This is a genomic window from Aeoliella mucimassa, assembly GCF_007748035.1.
Classification (GTDB): domain Bacteria; phylum Planctomycetota; class Planctomycetia; order Pirellulales; family Lacipirellulaceae; genus Aeoliella; species Aeoliella mucimassa.
In genome coordinates, this window is record NZ_CP036278.1 from 4,142,146 (window position 1) to 4,162,358 (window position 20,213).

General features: G+C 60.3%; 14 protein-coding genes. 7 read left to right on the forward strand and 7 right to left on the reverse strand.

Annotated elements, in window-relative coordinates; genetic code table 11:
- Window positions 1-657 carry a hypothetical protein gene (locus tag Pan181_RS16205; protein ID WP_197528416.1) on the reverse strand — a complete coding sequence of 219 codons (657 nt, stop codon included), beginning with the start codon at window positions 655-657 and terminating at the stop codon, window positions 1-3.
- Window positions 658-1,043: 386 nt separating this feature from the next.
- Between Pan181_RS16205 and Pan181_RS16210 the strand changes: the two genes are divergently transcribed.
- The 3 genes from Pan181_RS16210 (at window position 1,044) to Pan181_RS16220 (ending at window position 6,358) form a co-directional block, all read left to right on the forward strand.
- A complete protein-coding gene (locus tag Pan181_RS16210) occupies window positions 1,044-1,493 on the forward strand; it encodes a MarR family winged helix-turn-helix transcriptional regulator (RefSeq protein WP_145248163.1) in 450 nt (149 codons plus the stop codon).
- Window positions 1,462-2,772, forward strand: coding sequence for an efflux RND transporter periplasmic adaptor subunit (locus tag Pan181_RS16215; RefSeq protein WP_145248165.1), 1,311 nt, complete (start codon window positions 1,462-1,464; stop codon window positions 2,770-2,772). The genes Pan181_RS16210 and Pan181_RS16215 overlap by 32 nt, the downstream gene beginning before the upstream one ends.
- A gap of 67 nt (window positions 2,773-2,839) precedes the next feature.
- A complete protein-coding gene (locus Pan181_RS16220; protein ID WP_145248167.1) occupies window positions 2,840-6,358 on the forward strand; it encodes an efflux RND transporter permease subunit in 3,519 nt (1,172 codons plus the stop codon).
- 330 nt (window positions 6,359-6,688) lie between these two features.
- Here the strand turns inward: Pan181_RS16220 and tnpA are convergent, their stop codons facing one another.
- Window positions 6,689-7,132 (reverse strand): IS200/IS605 family transposase, encoded by a 444-nt coding sequence (tnpA, locus tag Pan181_RS16225; protein WP_145246807.1) that lies wholly within the window; start codon window positions 7,130-7,132, stop codon window positions 6,689-6,691.
- Between the two features lie 636 nt (window positions 7,133-7,768).
- Here tnpA and cls point away from each other — a divergent pair.
- The gene (gene cls, locus Pan181_RS16230) at window positions 7,769-9,265 is read left to right on the forward strand and encodes a cardiolipin synthase (protein ID WP_145248169.1); all 1,497 of its coding nucleotides are present in this window, start codon (window positions 7,769-7,771) and stop codon (window positions 9,263-9,265) included.
- Between the two features lie 11 nt (window positions 9,266-9,276).
- A complete protein-coding gene (locus Pan181_RS16235) occupies window positions 9,277-10,023 on the forward strand; it encodes an endonuclease/exonuclease/phosphatase family protein (protein ID WP_197528417.1) in 747 nt (248 codons plus the stop codon).
- A gap of 43 nt (window positions 10,024-10,066) precedes the next feature.
- On the opposite strand, the gene Pan181_RS16240 is transcribed toward Pan181_RS16235, so the two are convergent.
- On the reverse strand, window positions 10,067-10,945 hold the full coding sequence (locus Pan181_RS16240; protein ID WP_145252270.1) for a peptidylprolyl isomerase: 879 nt from the start codon (window positions 10,943-10,945) through the stop codon (window positions 10,067-10,069).
- Window positions 10,946-11,069: 124 nt separating this feature from the next.
- Window positions 11,070-11,939 carry an alpha/beta hydrolase family esterase gene (locus Pan181_RS16245; RefSeq protein WP_145248174.1) on the reverse strand — a complete coding sequence of 290 codons (870 nt, stop codon included), beginning with the start codon at window positions 11,937-11,939 and terminating at the stop codon, window positions 11,070-11,072.
- Between the two features lie 47 nt (window positions 11,940-11,986).
- On the opposite strand from Pan181_RS16245, the gene rlmKL reads away from it, so the two are divergent.
- Window positions 11,987-14,395 (forward strand): bifunctional 23S rRNA (guanine(2069)-N(7))-methyltransferase RlmK/23S rRNA (guanine(2445)-N(2))-methyltransferase RlmL, encoded by a 2,409-nt coding sequence (gene rlmKL / locus Pan181_RS16250; protein WP_145248176.1) that lies wholly within the window; start codon window positions 11,987-11,989, stop codon window positions 14,393-14,395.
- Between the two features lie 94 nt (window positions 14,396-14,489).
- Window positions 14,490-15,353: a DUF6624 domain-containing protein gene (locus tag Pan181_RS16255; protein WP_145248178.1), complete on the forward strand. Its 864-nt coding sequence runs from the start codon at window positions 14,490-14,492 to the stop codon at window positions 15,351-15,353.
- Window positions 15,354-15,437: 84 nt separating this feature from the next.
- Here the strand turns inward: Pan181_RS16255 and nadE are convergent, their stop codons facing one another.
- From nadE to Pan181_RS16270, 3 genes are all read right to left on the reverse strand, one after another.
- On the reverse strand, window positions 15,438-17,462 hold the full coding sequence (gene nadE / locus Pan181_RS16260) for an NAD(+) synthase (RefSeq protein ID WP_145248180.1): 2,025 nt from the start codon (window positions 17,460-17,462) through the stop codon (window positions 15,438-15,440).
- Between the two features lie 47 nt (window positions 17,463-17,509).
- On the reverse strand, window positions 17,510-18,676 hold the full coding sequence (locus Pan181_RS16265) for a competence/damage-inducible protein A (RefSeq protein WP_145248182.1): 1,167 nt from the start codon (window positions 18,674-18,676) through the stop codon (window positions 17,510-17,512).
- A 64-nt stretch (window positions 18,677-18,740) separates the two neighbouring features.
- A complete protein-coding gene (locus tag Pan181_RS16270; RefSeq protein ID WP_145248184.1) occupies window positions 18,741-20,123 on the reverse strand; it encodes a phytoene desaturase family protein in 1,383 nt (460 codons plus the stop codon).
- Between the last annotated feature and the right edge of the window lie 90 nt (window positions 20,124-20,213).

Below are 20,213 nucleotides of genomic sequence, written 5' to 3' on the forward strand. Positions count from 1 at the left end.
TTATTGTTTGGCCGTCAGTTCGGACAAGTCACAACTTTCTTCGCAGGCTTCGATGATAGGGCACCCATAAACGGGGGTCCGTCGGACAGCGGGTGGGTTGCCACGCACGATAGCCAGAATCGATTCCCCTCCAGGGCTAATCCCCTCATGACCTCGCGAGACAGTAACTCCACCACTGAAGAAGGGAGTTCCCCACTGGTTATAGAGTACGACCGCCCCCGAAGTATGCAGTGAGAGTTGTTTGGCTAACTTGCCGTCGATATCGGACTCGACTTGCGTGTAGGGCAGTTTTTCGGCGTACTCCAGTAGCTTAGTGCCCTGGAACTCCTCCAGATGGTCCGCTGGCTCATAGGCAAGTATCTTGCATTCAATCGCCCCCTCCGCATCACGCAGCACTCGATTGAGCTCGTCGATCGTCGCAAACGTGCAGGGACACTTAGGGTGAATGGCAACCACCAATCGGTAGCTGGGCGTGCTATTCCACTCGAGCGACACCGTGGACAGCAGCGGAGGATCAACCTCGGGCCCGGCCGCCAAATTGTAGCAATAGAGCCAGTAGAAGCCCCCCGCAACGGCAACAGCCCACAAAGCAACCAGCCCATAAAGCCACCATGGCCGTAGGAGTTTATTCGCGATATTCGGCTTTTCCAAATTCATCACGACCATTTCCCCTGGCATAGGAAACCAAGCTTGCCCCTTGCGACGTAACTGATCTGTAGATTTCGATCGCACATCCTTAAAGCTACGTTGCTACGGCAACCTGTAAATCAACTACTTCGGCAAGACGTATCAGCTACTCCTCGAGTCAGGATTTCAGATTCGGCACAATCGACATATCGAACGAAGCACTTGCCACCTCGTCCGTCGAAGAAAGGGAGATTCGGTCATCCGAACCACAAAACTAGTGGTTCTTCTCCATGCAATCTCGATGACGATTCGGCCTTTTTGGGACAAAGTTTTTGACGTTTAGCTCTAGCTATTGATTCGATGTACTGCATAATCATTAAAGCGCTAACCATTTGTGGCTCAGACAGGCAATTACGATGCTCCAATACGACTTCGAAAACAGCCTGGGTTACTGGCTGACGACCACCCATCAGAGCTATATGCGGCTGTTCAACGAGCGACTTGCTCCCCACGGCATTACCTTTCGCCAGGCCCAACTGTTAGGCTGGTTGGCGATTGATGGGCCGATGAGTCAGACGGAGCTCGCCGCCCGCATGCTGGTGGAACCGCCAAGCCTCGTAGGGATTCTCGATCGGGCGGAACAGGCTAAACTCATTGAGCGACGGCCTTGTCCGAACGACCGGCGGGTAAAGCAAATTCACGCGCTACCATCGGCCAAGAAAACGTGGAAACAAATTGCCGAGGTGGGCCGCGAGATTCGCAAGCAAGCCATGGAAGGTCTAACGGAAAACGAAATTCGTACCCTTCAGCGGTTACTCGTAAAAGTGAGAGAGAATGTCAGTCCTCAAACAGCCGACACTCGCTAGCCTTTCGGCTGGCTTGCTTTGCATCGCGGCATTCGCTTCCCCCACTGCGGCATTGGCCCAGGGTGGCCGCCCCCCTTCGCCGGTAGTTGTGGTCCCCGTGGTCGAACAAGAGGTCATGGCGACCCAGTCGTTCGTCGGTACGGTCATGCCATCGCAGCGTGCTACCGTGGGTAGTGCGGTGGATGGTCGTGTGATCGAGTGCAACATCGAAGAAGGCGACCGCGTCGAGGAAGGTCAGCCGCTGGCCCAATTGTTGACCGACACGATTAGTCTCGAAATCGCCAACGCGAGCAGCGAACTGGATCTCAAGAAAGCCCAGCTCGAAGAACTCGAAAACGGCACCCGCCCCGAATTGCTCGAGCAGTATCGCGCTCGCATGGCCAGCGCGAAGGCGCGTCGCGATTATTTGGCCAGCCGTCGCGAGCGTCTTCGCGATCTCGCTGAGCGAAGCAGCGCGGTGACCGAAGACGAATGGTCCGAGGCCGTGTCGCTGGCCCTCGAGGCCGAGGAATCCGCTGCCGAAGCAGTCGCTGCTTACGAAGAAGCCAAGATCGGCCCACGAGCCGAGGTCATCGCCCAGGCGAAAGCCGAAGTCGCCATGCAACAAGCGGTAGTCGACCGACTGGAGGATCAAAGGAATAAATACACCGTTCGCTCCCGCTTTGCCGGCTACGTGGTCACTAAGCACACCGAGGTCGGTCAGTGGATGAGTAGCGGCGGCGACGTGGCCGACGTCGTCGGCGTCGATATCGTGGAAGTCGTGGTTCAGGTGCTCGAACGCAGCGTCCCCTACATCCAGGTCGGCGCCGAGGTGAGCGTCGAAATCCCCGCGCTCCCGCAATCCCCCTTCTCCGGCAAAGTGGTTGCGGTGGTTCCGTCGGCCGATGTTCGTGCGCGCACTTTCCCGGTGAAAGTCGCCATCGAGAACCAGTCGACCGATTCGGGCCCTATGATCAAGCCAGGTATGTTTGCCCAGGTTCGCCTGCCGGTCGGCAACATGACGACCTCGAAGCTGGTCCCCAAGGATGCAGTGGTGCTTAGTCAAAATGGCCCCGTGGTTTACGTGGTTACCAGCCCTGGCGGACAGAAGCCCTCGGGCGTGACGCTTACTCCGGTGAAGTTGGGACAGGTATTCGGGCCGATGATCGAAGTCGAGGCCGCCGCGCTCACTCCTGGCCAGCTGATCGTCACCGAAGGCAACGAACGCCTGAACCCGAACTCTCAAGTCAGCGTCCTGCGACAGGACGATCCCCCCAGCGTTGCCTCCCCCGAACGCTAACCCCCTCCGCGTCCTGCCCCCCGCTTTCCTGCCTGCCTCCCTCCCTGCCTGCTCTGCGAGCGACAACATGCAACTGGTTGACTCGTTTGTCCACAACCCGGTCAAGGTCGCCGTCGGCGTGCTGCTGGTAGCTCTGTTCGGCGTGGTCGCGCTGCTGCGGATGCCGATGCAGCTGACCCCCGAGGTCGAAACCCCGACGATCACCGTCGAAACCCGTTGGCCTGGTGCCAGCCCGCAGGAAATCGAACAAGAGATCATTATCGAGCAGGAGGAGCAGCTCAAAGGTGTCGAAGGCGCTCGCAAGCTCTCTTCCGAAAGCTCCGACTCGGTAGGTCGCATCACGATCGAATTCAACATGGGCACCGACATCGACCAGGCCATCCTGAAGGTCAACAGTCGGTTGCAGCAGGTGCGGGAGTACCCGGAGGAAGCCGACCAACCGGTGCTGACCACCTCCGACGCTGCCGCGCGGGCGATTGCCTGGTTCATTCTCTCGCCACTTCCGCCGACGCCCGAGGCGATCGACCAGTTCATGGCCGAGCACCCCGATCTCGCCGACGAGATGCAACGCGTCAAATCCTCCCACAGCGGCGGTCTACAGCTGTTGCGTTTGCGTAACCTGGCGAAGGTGCATCCCGAAGTATCGGAGCTGCTGCCGCCGCCCGATCTCGAGATCCCCCAGCTTCGCCGTTTTGCCGAGGACGAAATCGAAGCTCGCTTCGAACGCGTCGCCGGCGTGTCGCAGTCGAACGTCATCGGCGGGCTCGAGGACGAACTGCAAGTGGTGGTCGACCTCGAGCGGCTCGCCGCCCGGCAGCTCACCCTTAGCCAGGTTCGCGACGTGCTTCGCGCCCAGAACCGCGACACTTCGGCCGGCACGGTCGACGATGGCAAACGCCGGTACGTGTTCCGAGCGCTCAACCAGTTTCGCAATCCCGAGCAAGTCGAAAACCAACTGCTCGCAGTCCGCGACGGTCGACCGGTTTACGTTCGCGACGTCGCCGACGTGAGCCTCGGCTTCAAAAAGCCCGATGGCTTGGTCCGCCGCTTCGGCGAGTCGAGCATCGCGATTAACTGCGAGCGGGCGGGCGGAGCGAACGTGATCGACGTGATGGCTGGTCTTCGCGCAGTGAACGAAGAGATCAATCGCGACCTGCTTAATCCCCGCGGCATGATGCTCACCCAGGTGTACGACGAAACCGACTACATCAACTCGTCGGTCGACCTAGTGCAGCAGAACATCTTCCTCGGTGCCGCGCTCACCATGATCGTGCTCATGGTGTTCCTGCACCTGGGGGTGCCGACGCTGCTGTCGATTCCGCTGATCTTTGCGTCGGCACTCGCTTCGGTCTACCTCTCTCCATGGTACTTCCTCGTCTGTTTGGCGATTTTGATTGCGGTCGGTTTTGCCTTCGCACGCGGTGCATTGGTCGTTGGTCTGGCGATTCCGGTGAGTATCATCGGCACGTTCCTGGTGCTTGGTATCCTCGGTCGATCGCTGAACGTTATTAGTCTGGCGGGCCTTGCGTTTGCGGTCGGCATGCTGGTCGACAACGCAGTGGTCGTGCTCGAAAACGTCTACCGCCGATACAGTTTGGGCGAGTCTCCCTTCACCGCCGCGGTGCGAGGTACCCAGGAGGTGGCCGGCGCGGTTGTTTCGTCCACCCTCACTACCATTGCAGTCTTCCTGCCAGTGGTGTTCATGGAGGAAGAAGCGGGGCAGCTGTTCCGCGACATTGCCTTGGCCATTACTTCGGCAGTTGGCTTGTCGTTGATCGTGTCGGTCACCTTGATTCCGACCGCTGCGGCTCGCTTGTTCCATGGGCACCGCAACGATGGTAAGCCCGAAGAGTCGCCAACCGCCGCCACGGGACCACTGAGCTTCCTCAATCGTCTCGGCGAGATGTTTGTGAACCACGTGGTCGGGGTCAACGCCTTCATTCAACGCAGCATTTTCCTGCAAGTGACCACGGTGATGCTGATGGTGCTGTTCGCGGTCGGCATCAGCTACCTGCTTTGGCCGCGCGTCGAGTACCTGCCGAACGGCAACCGCAACTTGGTGATCGGTATCGTGATTCCTCCGCCCGGTTACAACATCGATCACCTGATGTCGCTCGGCGAACAAGTCGAAGATCGCCTGCGACCAAACTGGGACATCGACGAAACCACAAACCTGGCCGAGCTCGATGGTCCCCCGATTCGCGACTTCTTCTTTGTCGTTCGTGGTCGCCAGGTGTTTGTCGGGGTGCGATCCGACGAGCCGCTCCGCTCGGCCGAGTTGGTGCCCGTCGTGCAAAACGCAGTCGGCGGATTGCCCGGTACGTTTGCCGTGGCCAAGCAAACCAGCTTGTTCGAACGCGGACTGACCGCTGGACGAACCGTCGACGTCGAAATCGTAGGACCCGACATCGAAAAACTCGTGTCGCTCGGCGGGCAGGTCTTCATGAAAGTGATGGGCACGCCCGACTCGCCGCCGGTGATCCCCGGATCGCAAGCGCAGCCAGTGCCGAGTCTCGACCTGACCAGCCCTGAAGTGCATGTGGAGCCAAAGCTGATCCAGGCGGCCGAACTCGAAATGAGCGCGACCGACCTCGGCTTTGCTGCCGATACGATCATCGACGGCGCGTACGTAAGCGATTACTACCTTGGTGGTAAGAAGATCGATCTGACCGTGATGGCCGACCAGGAGTTCAACGCGTCGACGGGTAACCTGGCTGCCGCCCCGGTCGCGGTTCCATCGGGGCAACTCGTACCGCTCAACGCCTTGGCCGACATCACGCTGGCCAGCGGTCCCGAACAAATCAATCACCGCGAGCGTCAGCGGGCGATTACCATTCAGGTGTCGCCGCCGGCCGACGTAGCGCTCGAAGACGCGATGAGCTTGATTAACGATCAAATTGTGACTCCCATCCGTGAATCGGGACAACTCGAAGGGGGATATCGCATCACGCTGGCCGGCACCGCCGACAAACTGAGCCAGGCGTGGATTGCCTTGCGGTTCAACGTGCTCCTGGCGGTCGTCATTACCTACCTGCTCATGGCAGCCTTGTTCGAGTCGTGGATCTATCCGCTGGTGATCATCCTCAGCGTTCCGCTCGGTGCAGCGGGCGGGGTGATTGGTTTGGCCATGCTCAACATCTTTGTCATCCAGTCGCTCGACGTGCTTACCATGCTCGGTTTCGTCGTGCTGATCGGCACGGTGGTCAACAACCCGATTCTCATCGTGCATCAATCGCTCAACCATCTGCGACTCGATGGCATGTCGCCGCACGATGCGATTATCGAGAGCGTTCGCACCCGTATTCGCCCGATCTTCATGACCACCACGACCACGGTGCTCGGTTTGGCTCCGCTGGTGATGTTCCCGGGTGCCGGTAGCGAACTCTACCGCGGTCTCGGCAGCGTGGTGCTCGGCGGTCTGGTGGTCTCGACCATCTTCACACTGGTGCTGGTCCCGACACTGTTCCGCTTGGCCCTGACCATCTTCGGCGGCATCGACCCCGAACCGGAGCAGCCAGCAGAAGAGCAGAGCGAGTCGGACGAAATCGTGCTCGAATCGCACGACACGGTTCCCGCGCTGTCGTAAGTTCCTCAATCTTCGTAAATCAATCAAATCGCGAATCCTCGCGCGCTCAGTCGAGACGCCCCGAGCGATAGATTCCCAATTTACCCATCGGTGGGAAAATTGAATCCGCGCCCACGCTACAAAACCAGTGCTTTTCGCGCTCGAATAGATTCCCATTTCCCAAAACGCATCCATTGGGAATCTATTTTCACCGTGGGAATCAATCGCAAGTCGTTTCACTGTATGCATTTACATCAATACCTCCGCGGAAAGTGCCCAAACTGAACTACTACCGGCTGGAAGCCGGTAGGTTTGGGAAGAGTTCGTGAGCTACGGACTGAAGTCCTTCACTCACGAAGGCGTTACGCGGAAGTTATCTTCCCCGTCGCTGGGCTCCGTTCCCCGCTGCCCCTGGATATACGCGGTGATCGCTTCCTCAGTCACACTTCCGCTAGACGCCACAAAATACCCGCGGGCCCACAAATGACGCCCCCAGTACTGCTTTTGCAGATGCTGGAACTCCATCAGAAGCTTTCGCGAACTCTTGCCCTTGAGATACTGCATGATCTTGCTGGGCGAGAGATTCGGAGGGCATGACAACAAAACATGCACATGATCGGCCGAGACCGCCCCCTGCAGTATCTCAATATCGTTCGTCCGACACACCTCACGCACGATTTCACGCACCCGTACCCCGACGTCACCTCTCAGGATCGCCTTGCGGTACTTCGTGACCCACACGAAATGGTATTTCAAATCAAAGCGGCTATGTGCTCCAGTCCGGTAACTATCCATCCCAGTAGTATATGAACCTGAAGGTTTCGCCTGAAGGCGAGGGTTCTAACCCCATCGGTTGGATAATAGATTCCCACCCATGGGAAACTATTCTGGGAAGGAGACACGATTGGGGATTTCGGATTACGGAATGTCCTCCTGACGGGAGCTTCTAGCGACCCGAAGGATCTAGCCTATCGCTTACAGCCTAAAGCCTAGAGCCAATAAAGCTTCCAGCGACTGAAGAATCTCGCCTGCCGCTGAGAGCTTAGAGCCTACAGCCTTAACAACCGCGCAGCAGCCAGCGCCCACGCCGGCCAACCTTCGCCTGCGTGTCGCTTAAAGTTCGAGTTCATCGGAAACATCACATTTCGCAAACCTCCTTTCTTCAAAAGCCAACAGCCGAAAGCGGATAGCCGACAGCCACCTTTACCTATCCATTAGAACACTACCAGTGGCCAATTCCTAGCGAAAACTTCCCCATTCAGCAAGTTCTCTTCGTTTAGCCCGCAGCCGCAGGCGTAGGCTAGAGAGGTGGCCTACCGATGGACGCTTTTCTGGCTCAGGACCTGAAACCACAAGACCGTCCCCCATCATCGCGAATCCCTGAACACTCCCCCTCGGTTGCTCCGGAGAGGGCTACCAAGCATACTTGGGATGCACGACGACTCTGCCTTGCTGGGGAACGCATTGATGGAAGCTGCTATCTACTCTTGGCTGCTGGTGATCGCCCACCTGGCCACGTTCGTGACGATCACGTTTCGCGTCGTCATGCGAAAACCGGCGATCGGCGTTGCCTTGGCCTGGCTGCTGTTGGTGATCACGGTACCGCTGGCGGGGGCTATTTTCTACCTGCTGATCGGCGAACGCCGCGTCGGCCAGCGCCGCGCCCAGAAAATCGCCCGGCTGCACACCGACTACTCTCGCTTGTCCGACCTGATGCTCGGCGAGTCGATTACCCAGGTCGATTGGTCGCAGCATCGCGGCCACGCGAAAGCGATGAACGACCTCGGCGACAAGCTGATTGGGGTACCGACTGTCGCCGGAAGCACCGGAAAGCTGCTGACCGACTCGCAGGAGATCCTGCAGGCGATCGCCGACGATATCAATCGGGCCGAAACCAGCGTGCTGATGGAGTTCTACATCTGGAACGAAGGCGGATTGGCCGACAAAGTGGTCGAAGCACTCGTGGCCGCCAGTCGGCGAGGGGTTTCGTGCCGAGTGCTAGTGGACGCCGTGGGGGCCCGCCCATGGTGGCGCAGCAAACAACCGGCCGAACTCCGCGAAGCGGGCGTGAAGCTGCTGCAAGCGTTTCCTGCCGGAGTGTGGCAGGCGATTTTCTCGCGTAACGATTTGCGACTCCACCGCAAGATCGTGGTGATCGATGGCAAGCTGGCCTGGACCGGCAGCATGAACTTGGTCGATCCCCGATTCTTCAAGCAGGAAGCCAACGTCGGCGAATGGGTGGATGCCATGGTGCGACTCAAAGGAGCGGTAGTGGCTCCCCTGGCGATGACCATGATCGGCGACTGGTTGGTGGAGTCGGATGAGTCGATCGAAGACATCATCGAAAGCGCGGGAATCAAACGCGTTGAGTCGCAAGGCGGGGGCGACGTGCAGGTGATTCCCTCAGGTCCGGTCGAGACCTCCGACGGGCTACTGCAAATGCTGCTGGCCATCATCAACTCGGCCCACGAAGAACTGGTAATGACGACGCCCTACTTCGTTCCCGACGACTCGCTGCTGCGGGCGATTCGCGGGGCCGCCGCTCGTGGGGTGGAGGTGCATCTGGTGATGCCAGCGAAGGTCGACTCGCTGCTCACTCGTTACGCGAGTAGGTCGTACCTCGACGAACTCATGGAGCTGGGTGTCGAAGTGCATCTATTCCAGGCGGGGCTGCTGCATACCAAATCGATCACGGCCGACCGCTCGATGTCAATGTTCGGCACCGTGAATCTCGACATGCGGAGCATCTGGCTCAACTACGAAGTGTCGCTGTTCGTCTATGGCGCGACTTACGCAGTACACCTGCGCGAATTGCAGCAAAGCTACATCGAAGACAGCAAGCTGCTCAATCCGGTAAGATGGCGGGAGCGTCCCCTTCGCGAGAAGCTACTGGAGAACATATTGCGTCTCCTAAGCCCGGTGCTCTAACGCAGCCTGCCATGCAAGTTCGGATCCTCACTTATAACATTCACAAAGGCATCGGCGGCGTCGACCGGCGATATCGCTTGCCGCGCATCGTGGAAGTGATTGCCCACTACGAGCCCGACATTGTGTTGCTGCAGGAAGTCGACGACGGGGTGCCCCGCTCGCGGGGTGAGTGTCAGGTAGAAGTGCTGGCCGAGCAGCTTGGCTTCGCGCACTCGATCTATCAGCGGAACGTCACACTCAAAAAAGGGGCTTATGGCAACGCGATGCTGACTCGGTTCGCGATTCACGAATCGGAGGACTTCGAACTGACCGTCTGGCCCAAGAAACGTCGCCGCGCGCAGATCGCCAAGCTCACCCTCCACCATGAGGGACACCAGCGCACGTTGGTGGTCACCAACTTGCACCTGGGCCTGGCGGGCTACGAGCGGCGCATCCAATTACGGCGGTTGCTCGACGATTCGGCCCTGGCGCGGGTGCATCATCACACCCCCAGTTTGATCGGGGGCGACTTCAACGACGTATGGGGAGCGATTGGCAAGCGGCTGATGGTACCGGCCGGATACGCTTCGGCTACCGGGCTGCAGCGCACGTTCCCCGCCAGGGCACCGCTCCGCCCGCTCGATAACATCTACTTCCGCGGCGATTGCCAGGCCGTGAATGGCTACGCGGGGCGACTCGCGGTGGCGCGAGCCGCCTCGGATCATTTGCCGCTATTGGCCGAGTTTGAAGTGCCGGTGCCAGGACCAACGACATCGTAACGGTCCAGCGAGCACGTTACCGGCACACGGCAATGCTGGCTATCTACGAGCGGCGGCGGATACCGTACCAGCCCAACAGGGCGAGTGGTCCAGCCAGCAAAGCCAGCGATGCAGGTTCCGGCACGTTGGTCGTCGACGTATTAGAAGCCGATCCCCCGCCCGAGGTGCTACCAAAGGCGAGTGCGGCGAGTTCTTGTTCCATTTCGCGCTGGGCGAGCAATGCTTCAGCGATGGGTCCGACGAACGAGAAGTCGTCGCCGGGATCGACCACGTAGGCCCGCTTCACAACCACCAAACGCTCTTCCTCGGTGATCGGCACGTCGGTGAAAGCCAAGTTGCCGGAACTGCCTAGTTGCTCGCTCAAATCAAGCTGTTCGAGCCGCATGATCTGATCGATGGTTTGCATGTTCTGAATCTCGGCGAAGGGGACGAAGCCTTGCGAGTCGAGAAACGAGTTGTCGCCGAGATTGATGAAGAAGCTGCTGGTACCGCTGTTCACGTTGCCAGAAGCCAAGGCCAGCGACACGGTGCCGCGGGAGTTGGTGATCGAATCGAAGTCGACTTCGCCATCGCCATCGGCATCGGTGACAACCTCATTCAGCTTCTCGACCGATTGCACCATGCGGGTCCATTGATCGGGATCGGGAGCAAATCCCATGAAGCCCCCCATTTGCAGGACAAAGTCGTCGCTGGCGTCGTCGTTGTCCTGATCGACCGCCCGGTTAATCGCACTGAAGTGGTACCGTCCCAGCCCGACGTAGGCCAACATGTTGTTGACCAGCGGATCGAGATTGGGATCGTCGTTGGGGTTGAGCACCATGTCGAAACTGCCTACCGACGTTTCGAATCGCACGGTTTGTGCGAGCAGCGTCGAGCTGCATAAGCAAAACAACACTAGAGCGGTAGTGCAGAGGCGAATCATGGAGACTGTTCCTGGTACAAAGGTGGGACGCTAGATAAGCGGGTGGGCGGCCAGCGCAACGGGGTGTTGGGCACCGCGGCCGCCGAGGGAGCAATGGATGCAAAGGTTCCGGTGAAACTTCATTTTACTTAGAGCTACGAGCTGTGCAAAAAAACTGCTCAAAAAACCGCCATATCACCTCGCCAGCGGGCAGCCCTAGGAGCGTTGGCCCCAGAAAACACCACAGCGGAGCCGAGCCCGGCCAGGTGTGTCCCCCGCCAGAAACGCGAATTTCGACCACTTGGTCGACTCCGTCGACTGTCGCGTAGACCGCCCGATGGGCTGCCAAAGGCTCGTCGTTGGCCAAAGTGCGATCGTAGGGGTACTCGCGGTACTCCGGCTCGGCGGCTTCAAGGCCGCAGGCAGCCGACCAGCGCGTGAGCGACTCGGCGACCGACGGAAACTGAATCTGCCGTAAGCTGCGCTTCCCCCCGCCCCCCTGGTACGGCACAAAATGGTCGGCGGTACCGTGAATATGCAGGGCGGGCACCGCCCTCGGCAACCGCGGCGGGTCGATGCTCAAACAGCCTGCGACGGGAGCGATGGCCGCAAAACGATGCGGCATTTCGGCCGCCAGGCGGTACGAGAACATGCCGCCGTTCGACATGCCGGTAGCGTACACCCGGCTCGGGTCGATAGGAAATTGGTCGAGCAAACGATCGAGCAAACGCCCGACGAAGCCAACGTCGTCGATGTTGCGCCGCGAAGCGTGCCCGCAACAGATGCCCGCGTTCCACGTGAGATACTCCGGCCAAGGGCCGCTGCCGGAGGGGAACACCACGGCAAACCGCTGCTGCTCGGCGACCTGCGTCAGCTGGCTGAAGCGGGCCATATCGAGCGGGGTGCTGCCGCCGCCGTGAAAGGCCAGAACCAGCGGCAGCCGCTCGCCGGGGGGTACGTACGCGTAGTAGTACCGCGAAAGGGGTTCGTCCTGGAGTTTGTAACGCTGCAGCATGGCGAGTGGGGACCGGTCCGTAACATTCGTGAGCCTTACAGAGTATTATGGCGTGTACCTTCGGCCACGACGAGGCTCAACCTTCCCCCCTGCCCTCCATCCCCCAACTACCTGCGAGCGCTACGATTTACGAACTGATTGCCACCACCGCTTTTGGCCTGGAGAAACTCGTGGTTCGCGAGCTCGAAAAGTTGGGCTACGCCCCGCGGGTGCTACGGCCGGGGCGCGTGGCGTTTTCCGGCGACGAGTCGGCCATCTGCCGGGCGAATCTGTGGCTGCGGACCGCCGAGCGGGTGGTGATTGCCATCGGCTCGTTCCAGGCCGACGACTTCGGGCTATTGTTCGATGGTACCAACTCGCTCGAGTGGGAACGCTGGATCCCGGCCGACGGGGCGTTTCCCGTGCGAGGTCGCTCGCATAAGTCGCAGCTATCGAGCGTGCCGGCGTGTCAGAAAATCGTGAACAAAGCGGTCGCCGAGCGACTGCTGCAGGCCCATCACGTTGCGGCGCTCCCCGAGACCGGCGCGAGCTACGCAATTGAGGTCGAGCTATTCGAGAACACCGCGACGCTGCTGCTCGATACCTCCGGCTTAGGTCTCCATAAACGCGGCTATCGTACCAGCGTGGCCGAGGGTCAGTTGCGCGAGACATTGGCCGCGGCCATGGTATCGCTGAGCGTCTGGAATCGCGACCGGCCGATGATCGATCCCTTCTGCGGCACTGGCACCATTGCCATCGAGGCCGCCCTGCAGGGTCGCAACTCGGCCCCCGGGATCGATCGTGAGTTCGCCGCCGAGGCTTGGCCGGCCGTCGGGGCCGACCGCTGGCATACTGCTCGCGAGGAGGCCCGCGACCTGTGGGGGCCGCCGCTCGAGCAGCGGATCGTCGCAACAGACCTCAATCCCAAATCGCTGGAACTGGCTCGCCATCACGCGGAGCGGGCGGGCGTGGTCGGCGACATTCACTTTCAACAGCGCGATTTTTACGAACTCACCAGCAGCCGCCAGTACGGGTGTTTGATCTGCAATCCCCCGTACGGCATCCGCATCGGCGACGAGCGTGAATCGATCGAGCTGCACAAGAAAATTCCGATCGTGCTTCGCCGGTTGCCGACTTGGTCGCACTACTTGCTGACCGCCCGACAAGACTTCGAACGCCTGATTGGCCAGACCGCCACTCGGCGTCGCAAGCTCTACAACGGTCGCATCGAGTGCACGTTCTACCAGTTCCTCGGCCCACGACCTCCGCGCCGCGACGCCGAGGGTAAAGTGATCAAGACACCGAGCGTTGCGCCAACCGATGAGCACTCGCCCGAACAGCAAGCTCCCGCTGAGCAAACGCCCGACGAACAACGAGGCGACCAATCGAGTCACAAGCAAACAGCCGCGCAGCAACCACCCCAGAAGCAGTTAAGCGACACGCCCAAGCCCGCGCGCACCAAACGCGAACAACCGGCCCCTGTATTTGGTGGACTTAAAGAGGAAGCACAGCGGCAAGCGATCGAGTTTGCGAATCGGTTATCGAAACGCGCGCGGCATCTTCGCCGCTGGCCGACTCGGCGGGGCATCACTTGCTTTCGGCTGTACGAACGCGACGTGCCCGACGTGCCGCTGATCGTCGATCGTTACGAAGACGCGTTGGTGATCGCCGAGTACGTCCGCCCCCACGAACGCACCGCCGCCGAACACGCCGACTGGCTCGATCTGATGGTCACCACCGCGGCGAAGACTTTAGAGGTCGACCCCAAGCGGGTGTTTACCAAGTTCCGTCAGACGCAAAGCGGCGCGTCGCAGTACGATAAGTTTGGCAGCGACCATCAAATAATGATCGCTCACGAAGGAGGGCTGGAGTTCGAGCTAAACCTCTCCGACTACCTCGATACCGGGCTGTTCCTCGACCACCGCCAGACCCGCAGCATGGTCCGCGACGAAGCGGCCGGCAAGCGGTTCCTGAATCTGTTTGCCTACACCGGGTCGTTCACCGTGTACGCGGCGGCCGGCGGGGCGGTGAGCACCACCACGGTCGACCTGTCGCCGAGTTACATCGAATGGGCGGAGCGAAATCTCAAGCGTAACGGATTCGGTGGTCCTCAGCATCAGTTCCTGGTAGCCGACTCGCGAGAGTGGGTGCACGCGTTGCCGAGCGAGCCGATGTTCGACCTAGCCGTGGTCGATCCACCGACCTTCAGCAATACCAAGCGGACCGGTGCCGACCGGCAGGAAATCGACGACTGGGACGTGCAGCATCACTACGCGGAACTGCTCGAAGCACTGGCCGAGCGGATGTCGCCCGAGGGAGTGGTCTATTTCAGCAACAATTTCCGCCGGTTCAAGTTCGACGAAAATGAACTGCCCAGCTACCAGACGCGGGAAATCTCGAAACAAACCGTGCCGGAAGACTTCCGCAACCAGCGAATTCACCGCTGCTGGCGGCTAGTTCGCAAGGCAGGTGGCTAACACCCGCGAGGCAAAAAGGGATACAATAATCAGTGCGAACAGTTAAGTAGAGGTCCTCTCCCACCAGGCGTCTATTACGCATCAGACGATTGACATGAAGTCTCTCACCGCCCTGCTGGCCATGGCGCTGAACTTTGCCACGGCTATCCTTGCCGACGAGCCCACTGCCACGGAGCAGAACACGCGTTCTGCGCTCACACGCGAATTACAACGTCGCTGGGATGTCGATCAGCAGGCTCGCAAGGCACTGCTCGATTGGGAGCAAACCAACGGGCGCCCCTACGACGACAAGCCAGCCGAAGGGGACTCGTCGAAGAACCGGTTGCAGGAGTGGCTGAAGACCACCCCGCTGGAATATCAGCGACTTGCCGAGCGACTCAAGCAGGTCGACGCCGACAACACCGCCTGGCTGCGGAAACTGGTTGATACCCAAGGCTGGCCAACGATAAGCCAAGTGGGCCAGCAAGGCTCCGAGGCGGCCTGGCTGCTGGTGCAGCATGCGGATCGGTCGCCGGAGTTTCAGCTCAAGTGCCTGACGCTCATGAACGAGCTACCTCAACACGAAGTCTCGCAGCAGAACGTCGCCTACCTGACCGATCGCGTGCTCGTGGCTCAAGGCAAACCACAGAAGTTTGGTACGCAGCTCCATGTCGAAGCGGGAGAGTTAGTGCTTCGCCCTACGCAGGACGAGGCGACGCTCGACGAGCGCCGCGCTGCGATTGGTTTGCAACCGGTGGCCGATTACTTGCAGATGGCCCGTCAGATGTATGGCTACTCGGCAGACGAAGTCGCTGAGAGCAACACCGCACCACCCACAGAGTCGAGCAAGACCGCTGGAGGTATTACGACTTGCAGCAGGTACGCGGTTCGACGCAAATGCCGAACGCGATGGAAACAGTGCCTTGGACTCCGCACGCATTGTCGCCGCAGCTCTCAACAAAACTGCAAGCTGTATTAACGTCGCGTACACGTCCTGGTAGGAGTAGCGTCCGCTAAAAGCGCAATGTGGCAACCACTCGCCGGGACGACTCTTACGAGTGCTTTAGATACCTAGCTGCTCTTTCAACTCGGCTAGCTCTTCGGCAAAGCCGCTGTTGAGAATTGGGAACCGGCACCAGCTCTTCGGGTCGAGCGACTCGTCGTCGACGTGGAAGCTAGGAGCGTATCGCTCGCGTTTCCATTGATTGCGACACCACAGCTCGAAGAACCGAACCACCCATCGCCCCACCTGCGTGGCCTCGACCTCGGGGTACTGGGCTTGGATCACCGCGTACACGTCGGCCGGAAGTTGCTTGTCGCGAATCGCCGCCCGCTCGATTGCATCGAGCACCGGGTAAGGCATCAGGTCGGCTTCGTCGGTCTGGTGCTCTTCGTTCGGGCGGAGTTCGGCGGTTGGTTCCTGGGCGGTGATCACGGCCAACTCGGGCACCGGCTGTAAGTCTTCCGAACCAACGGTCTCGAGCCATCGCAACCACTTGCGAATAAACTGCTTATCGATGCCTGCGATCGGCGAAAGCCCACCGCAGGTGTCGCCGTCCATGGTCGCGTAGCCGGCGGCTGCTTCGCTGCGATTACTGGTCGCCAGCAAAATGGCTCCCCGCAGGTTCGCCAACAACCAGACGCCCGGCCCCCGCGTGCGGGCCTGGATGTTCTGCAGTGCGATGTCGTCGGTTTCCCACTCCAGCTCGCGATTCACGGCCTTCGACACCAGATCGATGTACCCCTGATTCTGAGCGTCGACGTCCCACTCGAAGTAATCGGCCCCCACGGCGTTGGCCACCGTCTTCGCAGCATTACGCGTGGTATCCGACGAGTTCCGCGTGGGTTGATACACGCAGGCCAGCAGTGCACCGGTAAACGTTTTGGCCACCTCGATGGGATCTTCGGTGTCGAGCGACTCGAGTGCTGCCTTGAGTCGCGGGAAGCTCCCCAAGCGATCGACAAACTCGGCGGGTGACATCTCCTTGAGCGCCCGCTGAATCATCAGGTTCACGAGAACCGCGACCGCACTCGAATCGGCACCACCGCTGAGCGAAACCACGAAGCCCTGGGCCCGACTCTTCCGCAGGTAGTCGAACAGCGCGAGTGGCACCGCCCGGCTGAACTCTTCGAACTTGGAATGCTGGCCGATTTCCCACGGTTCGGGATCCGACACGTTGTCGACCAGGCTCGGTCCGGCGTCTTGCCAGTCCATCGGCAGGAACTGCAGCGACTCGCCGGCTCGTTCGACGCGAGTGCGAGCGTCGAACGCCTGCCCACGGGCCAGTCGATTGCGATGAATATCGAAGTCGGCGACGGTCAGCTCGATGTCGGAGTAGCTGAACAACCGGCCGCGGGCGACCATTTTGCCACCGCTGGCCATGAGCACGCCGCCGTCGTAGATGCTGCGTCCCGACTCGTTGCCAAGCAGGTTGCAATACACAAACGTGACGCCGAACGCCCGCGAGCCTTCGAGCACCAGTCGCTCGCGAGTCGCTTGTTTGCCAAAGGCAAAGTGGCTACCGCTGGGGTTTAGAATGATATCGGCTCCGCGTCGCGCCAGGCGTCCGCCTGGTCGTTCGGAGATCCAGGCGTCGCGGCAGATCTCGAAACCGATGCGGACTCCGCCGATGTCGAACAACAGGTCACCGACGGGCACCAACCGGCCGTCGAGTTCCATCTGACCGACGACTCCGGCTGGCCATTGGCGGAACCACCGCGGCTCGTAATGAATGCCGTCGCTGGCCATGAACTGCTTGCAGACGATGCCGGCCAGTTCGCCGTCGACCATCAACGCTTCGGCGTTGTACAGGCTCGACTCGTAAAACAACGGCAACCCTACTGCGACTGCCATGCCGCGGGTGTGCGGCAGCAAGCTGCTGAGCCCTTCGAGGGCCGCCTGCTGCACGCCGACCGAGAAGAACATGTCCTCACAGCCATATCCCGTGACGGCCAACTCGGGCAGACAGAGGATGCGTGCCCCTGCCACGCGGGCTTCTTCGATGGCCGAGATCAACCGGCGGCGATTGCCGCTCCAGTCCATCGGAGTTTGATTCACACTGGCAGCGGCGATGCGTAGATTGAACACGGTGGGTAGACCGATCGGTGGATGGGGGAAAACACGGACGACACGATCTACGCGTCGCCGATAATCGCTCTTCGTAACAGATTGAGGGCACACTTGGCAATGCGTGGGCCGACCACGGCCGGGTGCCCGCCTAGTTTAAAATCCTCAGTCACCACGCGTCGCTCGTCGGCCACCGCGACGGTCACCTGTTCGGTTGCCATCGGCGGGCCAATGGCCAACCCGTAGGTGCTGCCGAGTCGCTCGCGGACGTCGCTGGCAGCCTGAGCTACGTCGCTCATTGTCCAGGACAGCTGCCCGCCAGTAAACGTTCGCTCGGCCAACTCGTCCTCAGCCATCCACGAGGCCACCAGGCCCCGTGTAAAGCACTCATCAGTCGCTAGAGTCGCGTTGTTTTCGGCCAATAACTGCTGCGTCGCGTGGTGAAGATCGATTTCGCCTTCGCCGAACACGTACTTGCCTACTGCGTCGTAAATTTGCTGGGCGGTCGGCTCCATGGCCGCCAGGCACGAGGCCTCGTCGGGCCCGCTGGCGGTGATTCGCAGCGTGAGCGTCGCTCCGCTGGCGGTGATGCCGACTCGCGGCTCGCGGCCCCGAGCAATCAGATCGGGCAGCATCGATTCGAGCTGGCTCTCGCCTGGCCCGAAGATTTTGATCGCCCGATGGCGGATCACGCGGGGCTCGCCGATCAGGCTCAGCACGGCCGGGGCAACCGTGGCGGTATACATTTCATGCATCTCGGCCGGCACGCCAGGCAACGCGAATAGGTGGCAGCTTCCCCCTGCGGCTTTCGTCGCCTGGGCGTGAATGCCAGGGGCGGTGCCATTGGGGTTAAAGATACTGGCCGCACCTTGAGGAAAGTCGGCCTGCCGCTCGTTACGCTCGGGCATCTGGCGGCCCCGCTTGGTAAACAAGCTACAAATGTGCTCCAGCGACTCCTCATCGCGCACCAACGGCACCCTCAATGCGGCGGCTATGGCATCGCGAGTAAGGTCGTCGGCCGTGGGACCAAGCCCCCCGGTGCAGACGACCACGTCGGCCCGCTCGATGGCCGCCTGAAACACATCGATGTTGGCCGCCAGGTCGTCGCCGACGGTGGTGTGGAACATCACCTCAAGGCCGATGTCGGTGAGTTGCTTGCTAATCCACTGAGTATTGGTATCGAGTCGCTCGCCGCTGGTCAGCTCGTCGCCAATGGCAATCACTTCGGCACGCATGGTAATGTTCTCGCGCGGGAGGGGTAGCCAATCGGCTACGTGGACAACCAACAACAAGCACCGGTTACTCGCGCAAACAGTGCATGTTTGCCATGGAGATACCACTAATAATGGCCCCGACGATGCCGACAAACCCTTGATCGGTACCGCAAACGTAGAGATTATCGAGGTGGGTGGTGCCGTTTAGTTGCTTCTCCGGAGCACCATAGACGGCTCCGTTGTCGTGACCAGTAAAGCGAACAATCGTGCTCGGCGTGAACATGTCGGTATCGATCACTCGGCTGCGGAAATCGGGCACAAACCGCACGGCCGACTCGACAATGCGATCCCACCAGCGATGCTTCGCCAGGCGGTAGTCCGACTCTTCGAGCCCGAGCCATTGATCCTGATCGGCGAGCACCGTAATCCGCATGGTGCCTTGATCGCCGAGTGGGCGGTCGTAGCCAAAGTTATCGGGCGAGCAAATCACCCCGCTTCGCAAGTCGCATGGCTGACCAGTCGGCTTGGTCCAATGGAACTGCGGCGAGTCGTTAAAGAACGTGATCGTTTGGTGATAGTCGAACGTTGCAGGAGGCACATCGAGTGTCGCAATTGCTTCGCAGAAACTCAGCTGCCCACTCGCGCGGCTCGTTACCTGGCGGCCGTCGTCGCACAGTCGCATGGTCTCGCACCAGCCAGCCGAACTAAGCACCCTGCGAGCTTCGATCTGCTCGCCCCCTTCCAGCTCGACGCCGGCAACGTGGCCGCCGTCGGTCACGATGCGTTTGACCCCCGAGCGAAGCTTCAGCTCGCCGCCGAGGGCGCGATATTTCTTGACCAGCAGCTTGAGAATCAGCCGCACGCCCGCATAGGGTCGGCCGAGCCCTTCGAGAAAGATGCTGCGGAACATGATGCAGAACTGGCCCCAGTCCATGTCGTGCTCCCGCGCCGAACCGTAATACATAAGCGGGCAGAAGAGCATCTCGACCAGCATCGGCTCGGTAAGGTAGTAGCCAACCACTTCGCGGGCGGAGAGTTGCTGGTGCTCGTCGGTCAGGTCGTCGTAGTCGACGATCTGCTCCATCAGCTTCCGAAAGTTATGCAGCTGGTCGGGAAACTGGCGGGCGACTTCCGACTCGAGCAACTCGGTGTCGTTCGAAAACGACAAGCGGGCCCCAGGGAACACCACCTGCGAACCATTCTGCGGCGAGATGTTGAAGTCGTCCCACGAGAACCGCAACTGGCGCAACAATCGCGCGAGCGGGCCCTTCTTGGTGCCTTTGGGGGTGATGTTGGTTAGCGCGTGCAGACCAACATCGTAGTCGCGACCACGAAGGCGATAGAAGGAGTTAAGCCCCCCGATCGTGTAGTGACGCTCGAGGATGGCAACGCGCTGCCCAAAGTGGGCTAGACGAATGCCAGCCGCCAACCCGCTCATGCCCGCGCCGATAATCAGTGTGTCGTACATGGGGAGAGGGATCGGGGGTCAGGAGTCGGGTATCAGAGGTCAGGTGCCTGCGTTCGGGTGCTGGCCTGGAATCTCCGTCCGCTGGCCTCG